Below are 13,836 nucleotides of genomic sequence, written 5' to 3' on the forward strand. Positions count from 1 at the left end.
ACGTGGAGCCTGTCCGTTATCGCGTTGTGCACGAAACAAGTTACGACTACGGTAGTCCCGTTTCGTTATCGCAGCAGCAATTGCATCTTTCTCCCCGCATACTCGATTGGCAGCAGGTCGAGGAGCAGCGTATCGATATCAAGCCAGAGCCAACCTGGCGACGTGACGGCCTTGATGCTTTTGGCAATCCGGTGACCTGGGTGGCATTCCACGCCCCTCATGACAAGCTGCTAATCCGCTCGGTGATGAGTGTCGCAGTGATGCCGCATCTGCCTGAAGACCTTGAGGATTCGTTGCCGTGGGAAGAGGTGCGTGATCGCCTGGCCTACGATTCAACCGATCCGATACCGGCGGATCTGGAGGCAACGCACTTTTTGTTCGAGAGCCCGCACGTGCGGGTCAAGCACGAATTGGCCGTGTATGCCGCCGATTGCTTTCCGCCCGATACGCCTGTGCTGGTCGGGGCACAAGCCTTGATGGCCAAGATATTCCGGGAATTCACCTTCGATCCAGAGGCGACCACTGTGTCTACGCCGGTCCTCGAAGTGCTGGAAAAGAAACGTGGTGTCTGCCAGGACTTTGCGCACCTGATGATCGCCTGTCTGCGGGCAATCGGTCTGTCTGCCCGCTATGTCAGCGGCTACCTGCTGACCCGTCCGCCACCGGGCAAGCCGCGTCTGATCGGTGCCGATGCCTCGCACGCCTGGGTATCGGTCTATGCGCCGGGTGGTGCCACCGACTGGGTGGACTTCGATCCTACCAACGATTTGTTGCCGGATACAGAGCACATCACGCTCGCGTTTGGCCGTGATTTCTCGGATATTTCACCGTTGCGCGGCATCATCCTGGGCGGCGGTGGCACCGAACCCGAGGTCGCCGTGACGGTCGTCCCGCTTGACGAGGAAGAGATCCCGAAAGAGTTGCTTGAAAAAGTGCTCGACGAGGAAGAGGTTCTGAAAGAAGCACTCGAAAAGGTGCTCGACGAGCCGGATAGCCAAGCCGACGAAAAATGACCGGGCGCATCGCCATCATTGGTGGTGGGCCGGCCGGGTTGATGGCGGCCGAAGCGCTTGCAAATTCGCTGTTTCAAGGGGATTCCGCATTTGCTGCGGTCAACCGGAAAAAAATAGAAATTTTCGAATCCATGCCCTCCGTTGGCCGCAAGTTTTTGATGGCGGGCAAGGGCGGCATGAACATCACGCATGCCGAACCGCGCGCTGATTTTATTGGCCGCTATGGTGATCGTTCGACGCAGCTCGCCCCATTGATCGACGATTTTGGGCCGGAGCAGTTGCGTGAGTGGATTCACGGGCTGGGTATCGAAACCTTTGTGGGTACCTCGGGTCGGGTTTTTCCGAAGGAAATGAAGGCGGCCCCCTTGTTGCGTGCCTGGCTGCATCGCCTGCGCGGGCAGGGCGTGCAGTTTCATGTGCGGCATCGCTGGCTCGGCTGGGCGGCCGACGGCAGACTGCGCTTTGCCACACCAGCCGGGGAAATCGAGGTGGCCGCAGAGGCGGTGATTCTGGCGCTGGGTGGTGGCAGCTGGGCCAAGCTCGGTTCAGACGGTGCATGGGTGCCGCTACTGCTTGCGCAAGGCATTGCAGTGGCGCCGTTGAAGCCAGCCAACTGCGGTTTTGATGTGGACTGGAGTCCGCATTTCAGGGAGCGATTTGCCGGGGCGCCGGTCAAGGCCGTCACCGCCAAAATTTGCGGCCTTGTGAATAGTGGCGACTCCCACGGTCAACCGGAAAAAAAGGGCGAATTCAACATTACGACAACCGGTATCGAAGGCGGCCTGATCTACGCGCTGTCGGCGCCCTTGCGCGATCAATTGACGGCGGGCGGCAGCGCTATCCTGACCCTTGATCTGGCGCCAGGCCGCAGTCTGGAAAGGCTGACAACCGACCTTTCACGACCGCGCGGTCGGGATTCGCTGGCCAACCATCTGCGTCGGCATGCCGGCATCGAAGGTGTCAAGGCCGGCCTGCTTCGCGAATGTTGCCAGCCATCGACGTTGAGCAGTGCTGGCAGTCTGGCAGCAGCCATCAAGGCATTGCCGTTGAAGGTTACCGCGACCCGGCCACTCGATGAGGCGATCAGTACGGCCGGCGGGGTTGCCTTCGAAGGACTCGATACGAACTTGATGGTGGAACGCTTGCCCGGTGTTTTTGTGGCGGGAGAAATGCTGGACTGGGAAGCCCCCACCGGCGGCTATCTGCTGACGGCCTGTCTGGCCAGTGGCCGGGCAGCCGGACTGGGCGTGGTGCGCTGGCTGGATTAGCGGGGCATTTTCGGCTGCGTAGCTTTGGTCAGGAAAAGCAGGGCGCCTTCGAAATCGAAAGCCGAAACGAGTTCTTCGAATTGACGGTGATTGCTGCCTAGCACTTGCTGCAAGGTGTTCGCCTGCTGACGAACCAGTTCCTGTACGCTGATTTCACCTTGCTGCAATTCGCGATGCAGACGTTCGAAGAGCGCTGTCGTGGCAGCATCATCACCCAGCTTGGCGCCGGCTTGGGGGGGCTGAATGACATGGCTCAATTGATTGCGCAAGGATGCGTAAGCATGCGCCACCTGATCGATGAGCGGTTCGATGACAGACATTTCCTTGCTGTCCTTGATGGCCAGTTCCAGTGCTGCAGCGACGCTATGGATATCGTCGGCGCCAAGCGTGGCCGAGACGCCTTTCATGTTGTGGGCGAGACGGCGTGCTTCGTCGCGCCGGCCTGCGGCAAGATTGCTGCGGATGAGGGCGAAATCATCGATGTGGTTCTCGGAAAACTTGTTGAGCAGACGTAGGTAACTCTCCATTCGGCCACGTACCGACTTTAGACCAAACTGGCTATTCAGGCCGACCACGTTTGCCAGAGCCACGCTGGCAGGGTCACTGGCGACGGGCGTATTGATCGGCTTGACCGGAAGCCAGCGGGCCAGCGCGTCGAAGAGCACATTGGGGGTGACCGGTTTGGCAACGTGGTCGTTCATGCCGGCAGCCAGGCAAATATCCCGATCTTCGTCGAAAGCGTTGGCGGTCATCGCTAGAATGGGAATGCTCGCCCAGCCGGGCAGGGTGCGGATTTGCCGCGTGGCTTCGAGTCCGTCCATGACCGGCATCTGCATGTCCATCAGAACCAGATCGTAATGCTGGCGCCGCGCCAACTCGAGCGCTTCTCGGCCATTACTGGCCAGGTCCATCTTGAGACCCGCCTGCTCCAGCAGGTCGCTGGCAACTTCAGCGTTGATCGCGTTGTCCTCAACAAGCAGAACGCGAGCGCCGGGTTGGTGCGTGGAGGATGCCGGCGCACTCGGCATCGCAGGTGCGAGCGCTGTCGAGTGGGTGAGTCGGGCGGTAAACCAGAAAGTGCTGCCTTCTCCCAATTGACTGCTGACGCCGATTTCACCGTGCATGGCTTCGGCCAGCCGGCGGCTGATTGCCAGCCCGAGGCCGGTCCCGCCATAGCGCCGCGTGGTCGACGTGTCGCCCTGCTCGAAGGGGTGGAAGAGTCGCGCCTTGTCCTCGGGCGCTATGCCAATGCCGGTGTCGGAGACTTCGCAACGGATAACGACTTCACCCGCCTCCTGGACAAGCAGGCTGGCCTTGACGTTGATCAGTCCGCGCTCGGTGAATTTGATGGCATTCGACAGGAAATTGAGCAGGATCTGCTGGACACGCAGTGGGTCGCCGCGCAGCATCGGCGGCAATGCGCTGTCCAGGTCACAGGTGATGGGCAGGTGCTTGGCCTCGGCGCGCGGGGCAACCAGCTCGCAGGCCGTGGCGCAAATTCTGGCAAGCGAAAAATCCGTGTGTTCGAGCTGTAATTTGTCAGCTTCGATTTTTGAAATATCGAGCACGTCGTTGATGATGGTCATCAGATGTTGTGCGGCATCTGAGACCTTGCCAAGGCGCTCGCGCTGTTCGGGGCTGTCGGCGTTGCGCTGAGCCAGGTGAGTCAGGCCGATAATGGCATTCATCGGTGTCCGGATTTCGTGGCTCATGTTGGCCAGGAAAGCGCTCTTGGCACGGCTGGCTGATTCCGCCTCATCTTTGGCCAGGATCAACTCCTCGGTCCGTTCAGCGACCACTGCTTCGAGGTGGTGACGGTAGTTGTCCAGTTCTGACTGGATGCGTTTCTTCTCGCTGATGTCCTCCTCGATGGCGAGATAGTGGGTGATGAGTCCATCCGCTTGGCGCACAGGCGAAATAATGGCGAATTCCGGGAAGGTGGAGCCGTCCTTGCGGCGGTTCAGAAACTCACCGCGCCAGGTTTCTCCGCGGGCGAGGGTTGCCCACATGTCGGCATAAATCTCGGCGGGGGTCTGGCCCGAACTCATCATGTTCGGGTTGGCCCCAATGACTTCCTCGCGCTGATACCCGCTGCTGCGAAGGAAGGCGTCGTTAACGTATTCGATTTGGGCGCGGGTATTGGTAATGACGATGCTGTGCGGCGTTTGTTCGATGGCCAGCGACAGTTTGCGCAATTGCTCCTCGGACTGACGGCGTTCGGTAATGTCCTGCACGGTACCAACCGCGAAGACCGGCTGGCCTGCAGTGTCGAAACGGACATGGGCCCGTTCGCGTACCCAGCGTACCTTTTGGTCAACGAAGATGCGATGTTCGCTGTCGTAGGCTTGGCCTTGCAAGGCGGCCATCCAGTCGGTCAGCACACGTTCGCGATCGTCGGGGTGTATGCGTTCCAGAAAATTTACCAGTTTCTGTGGGGAATTCTTGTCGAGACCGAAAATGCGGAAGACTTCGTCGCTCCATTGCAGGTTGTCGGCGACAATATCCAGCGTCCAGCTACCGAAATGGGCGACAGCCTGTGCTTCCTTGAGGTCGGCTTCACTTTGGCGGAGACGTTGTTCGAAATGCTTGCGTTCGGTGATGTCCTGGCTGGTGCCGAACAGTCGGCTGACCCGACCATCGGCACCGGTAACCAATTGCCCGACGCTGTGGATCCAGCGCACCTCGCCGTCGTTTCGGCGGATCAGGCGATACTCGTTGTCGAAGGCTTGGCGGCCCCGAAAGACATGGTCTCTCGAGTAAACACTCATACGCTCCCGGTCGTCAGGGTGGATAAGCGCTCGCCAGGTGTCGGTATCAATTTTTTCGTCGGGATCGATGCCAAATAACTCGTTGTGCATCGGAGAGCCGCTCAGGGTGTCAGTCTGGGGGTCGAATGTGAAGTGGCCCAAGCGGGCCATGCGTTGTGCCTGAAGCAAAATACTCTCGCTTCTGGCTAATCTTTGACGCGAGCGTTGCATGCTCAAGCCGAGTCCGATTTCGCCCGCGAGGTTGGCGAGCAATGCGAGTTCGTCGTCCTCGAACGGATCAATTTTTGCCGAGTAGAGACTCAGAGCGCCGATGATTTGTCCGTCTACCCGCAGCGGCAGCGAGGCCGACGACCGGTAGCCTTGTGCCTGCGCGGCGACGCGCCATGGGGCAAATGATGGGTCGTGTTCGATATTGCGAATGATGGCTGGGACGCCCGAGCGGATGGCACGGCCAGTCGGTCCCTGGCCATTGGGGCCGTCGTCCCAGGAGACGTCGAGATTGGCGAAATAGGCATCGACAAATCCGGATTCGGCGACCGGGATGACCGATTTTCCGGCGTCATGCGAAGCTTCGCCTATCCAAGCCATCAGGTAGTCGCCTACTTCAACAGCTACTGTGCAGATCTCGGTCAACATCGCTTTTTCGTCAGTATGGCGGACGAGTGCCTGGCCGATGCCGCTCATCAGGCGCAACGCGCGGTTTTGGCGGGTGATCTGCTGGCGTGCAAGCTGGCGTTCGGAGATATCGTTGAGAATGCCTGCGGTGACTTTCGGGCTGCCATCAGCGTTACTTTCGGTGACGCAACAGCGATCCTCCACCCAGATCCACTGACCGTCCGCATGGCGGATGCGATATTCGATCACGCGAAATTCTGTTTTAGGCCCTTTTTTCCGGTTGACCGCAAGATTCAGTAAATGGCGGTCGTCCGGGTGAATTCTTGCCTCCCACTCGGCACGCGTGCCTGGAGCATCCGCCTGATTGCTGCCGAGCAGTTCGAGCAGGCCAGGGCTCGGCATCAGGCGATCGAGTTCATGCAGATATTCCCAACTGCCGGAGCCGCCAACGTCGACGGCGAGTTGCAACTGGGTTTCAAGGCGAAGTCGGTTGCGTTCCTGCTGCGTCTGGAGCAAGGCATTTTCCAGGCGTTCTGTCGCGAGTTGTTCAAAAAGACGCCGCTGGCTGATGACACCAACGATTCGGCCATCGCTGTCGAGTACTGCCATGTGCCGCATCCGGAAGTGATTCATTGCTTCCAGCGCTGCCGTCAATGCAGTGTCGACATTGACGCTGCGCAGTGGCGTGCTCATGGTTTCACGCAACGAGATGCCGTGCGGCTGTGGGTAAGCTTTGATCAGGCGGGGGATGTCGCGCTCGGTGATGATGCCGATCGCTCTTTCAGTTTCGCAGACAATCAGATAGTCCGCCGAGTGATTGACCATGTCGGCAATGGCGTCACCCAGTGTTGCTTCGGGCGTGAGATGCGGGATCTTGCGATCCATGATGCCTTCCAGCGTGCGCAAGTGTTGGAAGGCGGCCGTATCAAGGTGCATGCGGAAATCCGTGTCACTGACGATGCCGGCCACCTGGCCGGAGTTGCCAGCAACGACGAGATGACGGATGCCATGGCTTTCCAGCAATTTGCGCGCACTGAGCAGATCCAGATGCGGTGATGCCATGACGAGCGGTTGCGACATGATGGCATCGAGTCGAGTCTCGCCTGGGTAGCGAGCGTGCAGGGCGCGCAGGATGTTGCTTTCGGTGACGATGCCCAGTGCCTCGCCATCAAGCATGACGATCAGGCTGGAAATGCGTTCGTCAGCCATCAGGCGAGCTGCGTCCAGAAGCGTGGCCTGCGGAGGCAGGCTGCGAACTTCGTGGGTCATGATGTCGTGGAGCGTGGTCGCTGCGCTGGAAGTCATGGTGGGTCGCTCTCCGTTGCACCCATGATACGCGTCAGGCTGGCGCCGGTTTCCTCCATCTGCTGGGCAAGCAGGCTCTGGAGGTTGGAAATTTCCGGCCCAGAATTGGGGGCATGCAAGGCGTCGTCCAGTACGCGTGCGGCTTGGTAGATACCTGTCAGGCACAGGGTGCCGGAGACACCCTTCAGGGCGTGGGTGATCTGCTTAGCTTCCGCAATGGCGTTGTTGGCAATGGCCGCACTGATTTTGAGATGATCTTCGCCGTGCGTTGCCAAAAATATACCCAGCAGCCGCAAGTAGCTGGGTAGCTTGCCACGCAGGGTCTTCAGGCCGCGTTCGCTATCCAGTCCAGGAACGCTCACCAGCGCTGCCAGCGTGGCTTGACGGGCAGTATCTTCAGACGTCGCAGGTGTTGGTGTCGTCGGTGGCGTCGGCAAATCCATGACTTCGGTATCGATGCGGGTCGGTGCCAGCCATTTGATCAAGGCGGTGTAGAGGTTTCCAGGATTGACCGGCTTGGCGACATGGTCGTTCATGCCGGAATCAAGGCAGCGCTGGCGGTCTTCGCCAAACGCATTCGCGGTCATCGCCAGAATCGGAATCTGCCGTCCATGTTCACCTTGCCGAATGAGACGGGTGGCAGTGAGCCCATCCATGACCGGCATCTGGATGTCCATCAGGATCAGGTTGTAAGCGGTCTCGTTTGCCATTTTGACGGCTTTTTCGCCGTTGACCGCAAGATCGACCTGCAGGCCGATACCGCGCAGCAGTTCGAGGGCGACTTCCTGGTTGATCGCATTGTCTTCGACGAGCAGGATACGTGTCGTAGCATCCCGACTGCTCAACAGGCGCTCGGCTTCGTCGGCAGAAATGTTCTCTGTACCGGTATCTGCCACGCAATGGCCAGCCTGCAGACGGGCGGTGAACCAGAAGGTGCTGCCTTGACCCGGTTGGCTGATCAGACCCGTCTCACCACCCATCAGACGGGCCAGTCGCCGTGCGATAGCGAGCCCAAGGCCGGTGCCATCAAAGCGTCGCGTGGCTGAATTGTCTGCCTGTTCAAAGGCGCCGAACAGGCGGGCCTGATGTTCAGGCGCAATGCCGATGCCGGTATCTGTCACAGCAAAGCGCACGAGCAATGTGTTGGCCTCAGCGGTGACCAGACTGACCGAAATTGAAATACTGCCGACCTCCGTGAACTTGACCGCATTGGCGAGGTAGTTGAGCAGAATCTGGCCAATTCGTAGCGGGTCGCCATGCAGAATGGGGGGCAGGGCCGGGTCGATTTCGCGATGAAATTTGAGGCCATGCGACTGCAGGCGTTCAAACATCAGTTCACTGGCGCTGTCGAGAACGCAGGAAAGTTGGAAGTCCACCGGCAAGAGTTCCAGTTTGCCGGCTTCAATTTTGGAAATATCGAGGATCTGGTTGATGATAGACAGAAGGTGGTGGGCTGCCTCTGAGACCTTGTGCAGGCGTTCGAGCTGCTTGTTATCGCGGGAGTCCCGTTCGACCAGATGCGTCAGCCCGATGATGGCATTCATCGGTGTGCGGATTTCATGGCTCATGTTGGCCAGAAAGGCACTTTTTGCCCGACTGGCCTGCTCGGCGGCATCCTTGGCGGACGCCAGTTCGGTTGTCCGGGCCTCGACCAGCTCTTCGAGATGATCGCGATACTGTTTGAGTTCCGCCGCTGATCGCTTGGCTTCTGTAATGTCCTGCCAGATGCCGCTGAACATGCGTTTGCCGCCAATGTTGACAAGCACCCCTGCGATGCGGGCTTCCTGGATGCTGCCGTCCTTGCGCAAATGCTGGTTTTCAAATACCGCGCTGCTATTGATCGCGATGCGCTTGAGTTTTGCCCGGAGTTCAGCCTCGCTCATTCTGGCCTGGATGTCGACCAGTGTCATTCCGGAAAACTCTTCACGGATATATCCCAGCCCACGCAGGCCGGCGTCGTTGATTTCGATAAATTTGAGTGTTTCCGGATCGACCAGGCAAATGCCGTCTTCGGCATTGCTGACGATGGTGCGGTAAATCTCTTCTCGCTCGGCAAGCGCCCGTTCGGCCGCCTTGCGCTCGGAGATGTCGACAATGAAAACAACGATATGCGGTACACCATCCATCTGGACGATGTCGGCCGACAGGCTGATTTCCCGTGGCCGACCATCGTGCCCGACACCAATGCTGGGGAGATCAATGATCCGACCATCGCGGTGCAGCACATTGACCATCTTCGAGCGATCTTCCTCACTTCCCCACAAACCTGCGTCTATGGTTGTCTTGCCAACCAGATCTTCACGTCTCCAGCCATATTGAACCAGCAATCGCTCGTTGACGTCGATGATCAAGCCATCAGTCAAGCGTGTGATGCAGGCGGCAACCGGTGCGGCACGGAAGGCAATTGCCAGCCGTTCCTGCAGCTGGTGGATCTGCTCCAACGCCTGATGTCGCTCGGATATGTCGACAATGAAGGCCAGTACATAGGGTTTTCCGCTGAGATGGATTATCTCGGCAGAAAGACTGACCTGGATCAGCGTGCCATCGCTTTTTCGCCACTGGGTTTGATAGTCCTGCAGCAGCCCGGTTTCCTTCAACTTGTCGCGCCAGGTATCACGAGCTTCGGCATTTGCCCATAAGTCCAGGTCTTTGGAGCTCTGACCGATCAGGTCTTCTCTTTTCCAGCCTAGAAGTTGCTGGTATCGAGGGTTGATGTCCAGATAAAGACCGTCGTCAATTGTGCTCAGCGAAATGCCGGCCGGGCTGCCATTGAAGGCAACTGCAAAGCGCTCCTGCAACTCGTGGGTTTGCGTGATATTTCGTCCGATGCCGAGTACACCGATCAATCGTCCACTGCTATCACGCATTGGCGACTTGATGGTTTGCACGAGTTCACGATGGCCGTCGCTGGCGAAGGTGACCCATTCTTCATTGCTGCGAGGGGCGTCTGCCGCCAGTGCGGCTTGATCGTTCGTGCGAAAAGATTCAGCGATTTCTCGGGGAACAAAATCGAAATCCGATTTGCCGAGGATGTTGGATTCACTGGCGCCCAAAAAATGCTCGAAACGCCGATTGCAACTCAGATAAATTCCATCAGGGTCTTTTAGCCAGATCAGATCGGGGATGGTGTCAAACAGCGTTCGGAGTTGAGCGCGTTCCTGTTCGATCAGTATCTGAGCTTCTTCGGCCGCGTCCCGGCGCATTGTGTTTTCGCGTAGCAGTCGGTAGAGCAGTACCGTGAGCATGGCGGCAGTGACAGCAATGAATAGCCAGCCTTTGAGCATGCCGATGGTAAGACGCGTCTCTTTATCAGCGACAAGGTATCCGAGCAATTGGTCGGATACCAGAATCCATAGCGCCGCCAGCGCGATATAAGGAAGGACTACCTGGGCAATGGCCTGATGTATTTCTTTCCTCTGATTCTGCGGACTCCTGCGCATAGACTATTCGGCGTAGGTTTCGGCGATTGCAACGAAGGCGTCGAAATCCCGGACAAAAAACTCGACGACGTCCGGGTCAAAATGTGAGCCCTTGCCTTCGAGGATAATGTTGTAGGCACGCTCGAAGGAAAAGGCTTCTTTGTAAACGCGTTTGCAGGTCAAGGCATCAAATACATCGGCAAGCGCCATCAGGCGTGCGGCAATCGGAATGGCATCGCCGGCAAGGCCGTCGGGGTAGCCGCTGCCATCCCATTTTTCATGGTGCGAGCGGGCGATCATCTTGGCGATGGCGAGAAATTCGACGGGCTTTTCAGCGTCGGCTTCGGCTTGTGCAATCGCATTGCTGCCGAGCACCGTATGGGTTTTCATGATGGTCCACTCGTCCTGCGTTAGCTTGCCGGGCTTGAGGAGGATGTGATCCGGAATGCCGACTTTGCCGACGTCATGCAGGGGGGCTGATTGCGCCAGCGCGTAGATCGTAGGTTCGTCGAGATATTGATTAAAGCGTGGATGCGATTGCAATCCTTGGGCCAGCGTCAGGACGTATTCCTGCGTACGGCGCAGGTGCTTTCCAGTTTCCGGGTCACGGATTTCGGCCAGTCGCGCCAGCGCGTGAATGCTGACTTCCTGAATCAACTGGTTTTCGCGCATGCGGCGAGCGACTTCCGCTTCCAGATAGGTGTTCTGGTCGCTCAGAATATCGCGTGCCTGTTTGAGTTCAAGTTGTGTGCGGATGCGGGCCAGTACGATACTGGGACGGATAGGCTTGGTGATGTAGTCCACCGCGCCACGCTCCAGGCCGCGTTCTTCGTCGTCGGTGCCATCCATGGCGGTGACAAAAATAACCGGGATGTTTCGCGTGGCAGGCGAGGTGCGCAATTCTGCGAGCACATCGTATCCATCCATTTCCGGCATCATGACATCAAGAAGAATGAGGTCGGGTGTGGGTAGGGCAAGGGCGATTTGTAAAGCTCGTCGGCCTGAGTTTGCCGCGCGCACACGATAAGTGGGTTGTAACAACTCGCCGAGAACGGTCAGATTCTCCGGGGTGTCATCCACAATCAGTATGGTCGGCTGGCTTTCGCCCATGGTCTCTCTCCAATCGCCATATCATGACGAATTTCTCACAATTATCACCTTTTAGAGTGGAAATTGCTATCGTGAAAAATTCGTAGAAATCAATAGCGGTGATTGCCGGTCGTTACGTCAGGTAGCGCGCTGGGTTCCCATGATGCGGTGATAGGTTGAAAATCTCGCTTTATCGATTTTTTCGGCGTTGACCGCAGCAATCAGGGCGCAGTCGGGTTCCCGGTTGTGGAGGCAGTCCCGGAAACGGCATTGGCCGAGATAAGGGCGAAATTCGGGGAACGCGAATTCAATTTCTTGCCGTTCAAGGTGGCCGAGGCCAAATTCCTGCAAGCCGGGAGAGTCAATCAGATGACTGTCGGCATCAAGGTGGTACAGCGTGGCGTGCGTCGTGGTGTGCTTGCCGGAGTCGAGCGCCAGTGATATTTCGCGGGTGGCGGCTTTGGCCTCCGGCAGCAGGGCATTGACCAGCGTCGATTTGCCCATGCCCGACTGTCCGACGAGCACGCTGGTCCGGTGAGCAAGACACGGTCGCAGGTCTTCTGCGTGTTCGAGTGCGGAGAGTTCGAGTACGCGATAGCCGAGCCCGGCCAGAACCGAAAGTCGCCGGCGAGCGGCGGCCACCTTGTCGGTCAGGTCACATTTGTTGAGGACGATCAGCGGCTCGATTTCTTCGCTCTCCGCGGCAACCAGTGCACGGGCAATCAGTTCGTCGGAAAAGGCGGGTTCGGTTGCGACCACGATAACGAGTTGATCGACATTGGCAGCGATCAACTTCTGGCGAATCTCGTTGGAGCGATAGAGCAAGCTGCTGCGTGGCTGTATTGCCTCAATGACGCCCTGGTCATCCGAGGTTTGCTTGATGTCTACGCGGTCACCGCAGGCGATGTCACTTTTCTTGCCGCGGGGAAAGCAGGGGAGTCGCGATCCGTCGGCAAGTTCGACGACGTATTGGCGGCCATGGGCAGCGATGACGCGACCTTCCATTGTTCAATCCTCGAAATGCTGGTTTGGGTCAGGCGAAATCGCAGTAACGGATTTCAGGATTGCGTTGCCTTCTTTGGCTTGCACGCACACTGCCCTCACGCTGGTCTGCCCAGCAGTTGCAGACGGGCAATGCGCTGGGCAGCAGGAGGGTGAGAGTCGTGGAAAAGTGAGTGCAACGGGTCAGGTGTCAGCGTTGAAGCGTTGTCCTGATAGAGCTTGACCAAGGCGTGAACAAGATCCGAAGCATTGGCGTGTTCTGCAGCATAGGCATCGGCTTCGAATTCGTGCCGCCGGGACAAAAAGCTCATTAATGGGCTGAACGGAAAGGTGAATACCGGCATGACCAGGAAAAACAGGATCAGCGCCAGCACCGTACTTTGCGCTGTTACACCCAGGCCAGCATAGAACCAGGGTGCCTCAATCAGTTGGCCGAGTAACCAGAGGAAACCGAGTGAGCCGGCAAACATCAGCGCCATGTGCTTGAGTACGTGCTTCCTGCGAAAATGGCCGAGTTCGTGCGCCAGTACTGCCTCGATCTCCGGCCCTTCCAGGCGCGTGAGCAGGGTGTCAAAGAAAACGATACGCTTGTTGTTGCCGAAACCGGTGAAGTAGGCGTTGCCATGGCTGGAGCGCTTTGAGCCATCCATGACGAAGAGCCCGGAAGAACGAAAGCCACAGCGGGTGAGGAGGCCTTCGATGCGTGATTTCATGTCACCATCTTCGAGCGGTGAGAATTTGTTAAACAGCGGCGCGATCCATGTCGGGTAAACAAACATGATCAGAAGATTGAAGGCGCTCCAGAAGAGCCAGACATAAAGCCACCAGTATTGCCCCATGGTCCCCATCAGCCATAACACGGCGAGAATGACCGGCGCACCGATGGCGAGTCCGAGCAGGGTTTGCTTGATCAGGTCGGAGAAGAAGAGGCCGAGGGTCATCCGGTTGAAGCCATGACGTGCCTCGATCACGAACTGTTTATACAGCGTGATTGGCAAATCGATCAGGCTGGAAATTGCCAGAACGCTGAAAATCATCGCGACACCGTACGGCAGCCCGTCCACGTGTGTCGACCAAAAATTGTGCAGGGCAGTGAGTCCGCCTCCCAAGGTGAAAGCGAGTAGTAGTGCCGCTTCGATCAAGATATCCACAATGGCCATTTTGCTGCGGTCAACCGTGTAATCAGCCGCTTTTTGATGGTCTGGCAAGGGGATTCGCTCAGCGAAGTTGGCGGGTACGGCCGAGCGGTGCGATGCAACAAAACGAATATGGCGCCACTTTAGCCAAAGGCGCACGAGCAGCGTCAATGAGAAAAAGCTCAGGAAAATGAAGGTGAAGTCAGGTGTCACGGATATGG

7 protein-coding genes are annotated in these 13,836 nt (G+C 57.8%); 2 read left to right on the top strand and 5 right to left on the bottom strand.

The window, feature by feature from the left end; all coding sequences use genetic code 11:
* The first annotated feature begins 2 nt into the window (after nucleotides 1-2).
* Both IPJ12_17925 and IPJ12_17930 read left to right on the top strand, forming a co-directional pair.
* Nucleotides 3-1,013 (top strand): transglutaminase family protein, encoded by a 1,011-nt coding sequence (locus IPJ12_17925; protein MBK7648973.1) that lies wholly within the window; start codon nucleotides 3-5, stop codon nucleotides 1,011-1,013.
* Nucleotides 1,010-2,281, top strand: a complete 1,272-nt coding sequence (locus IPJ12_17930; protein ID MBK7648974.1) for a TIGR03862 family flavoprotein — start codon at nucleotides 1,010-1,012, stop codon at nucleotides 2,279-2,281. The genes IPJ12_17925 and IPJ12_17930 overlap by 4 nt, the downstream gene beginning before the upstream one ends.
* Here the strand turns inward: IPJ12_17930 and IPJ12_17935 are convergent.
* The 5 genes from IPJ12_17935 to IPJ12_17955 form a co-directional block, all read right to left on the bottom strand.
* A complete protein-coding gene (locus tag IPJ12_17935) occupies nucleotides 2,278-6,969 on the bottom strand; it encodes a PAS domain-containing protein (protein ID MBK7648975.1) in 4,692 nt (1,563 codons plus the stop codon). The genes IPJ12_17930 and IPJ12_17935 overlap by 4 nt on opposite strands.
* Nucleotides 6,966-10,409, bottom strand: coding sequence for a PAS domain S-box protein (locus IPJ12_17940; GenBank protein ID MBK7648976.1), 3,444 nt, complete (start codon nucleotides 10,407-10,409; stop codon nucleotides 6,966-6,968). The genes IPJ12_17935 and IPJ12_17940 overlap by 4 nt, the downstream gene beginning before the upstream one ends.
* A 3-nt stretch (nucleotides 10,410-10,412) precedes the next feature.
* Entirely contained in the window at nucleotides 10,413-11,498 is a 1,086-nt protein-coding gene (locus IPJ12_17945; GenBank protein MBK7648977.1) for a two-component system response regulator, read from the bottom strand.
* 117 nt (nucleotides 11,499-11,615) lie between these two features.
* Nucleotides 11,616-12,482, bottom strand: coding sequence for a ribosome small subunit-dependent GTPase A (gene rsgA, locus IPJ12_17950; protein MBK7648978.1), 867 nt, complete (start codon nucleotides 12,480-12,482; stop codon nucleotides 11,616-11,618).
* 95 nt (nucleotides 12,483-12,577) lie between these two features.
* A complete protein-coding gene (locus tag IPJ12_17955) occupies nucleotides 12,578-13,828 on the bottom strand; it encodes a M48 family metallopeptidase (GenBank protein ID MBK7648979.1) in 1,251 nt (416 codons plus the stop codon).
* Nucleotides 13,829-13,836 lie beyond the last annotated feature (8 nt).

This window comes from Betaproteobacteria bacterium (genome assembly GCA_016709965.1).
GTDB lineage: Bacteria > Pseudomonadota > Gammaproteobacteria > Burkholderiales > Rhodocyclaceae > Azonexus > Azonexus amarohabitans.

Bases quoted from the DNA above. Each gene is read 5' to 3' on its own strand.
- IPJ12_17930 (MBK7648974.1), top strand. From the start codon at position 1,010: ATGACCGGGCGCATCGCCATCATTGGTGGTGGGCCGGCCGGGTTGATG.
- IPJ12_17935 (MBK7648975.1), bottom strand. From the start codon at position 6,969: ATGACTTCCAGCGCAGCGACCACGCTCCACGACATCATGACCCACGAA.
- IPJ12_17940 (MBK7648976.1), bottom strand. From the start codon at position 10,409: ATGCGCAGGAGTCCGCAGAATCAGAGGAAAGAAATACATCAGGCCATT.
- IPJ12_17945 (MBK7648977.1), bottom strand. From the start codon at position 11,498: ATGGGCGAAAGCCAGCCGACCATACTGATTGTGGATGACACCCCGGAG.
- rsgA (MBK7648978.1), bottom strand. From the start codon at position 12,482: ATGGAAGGTCGCGTCATCGCTGCCCATGGCCGCCAATACGTCGTCGAA.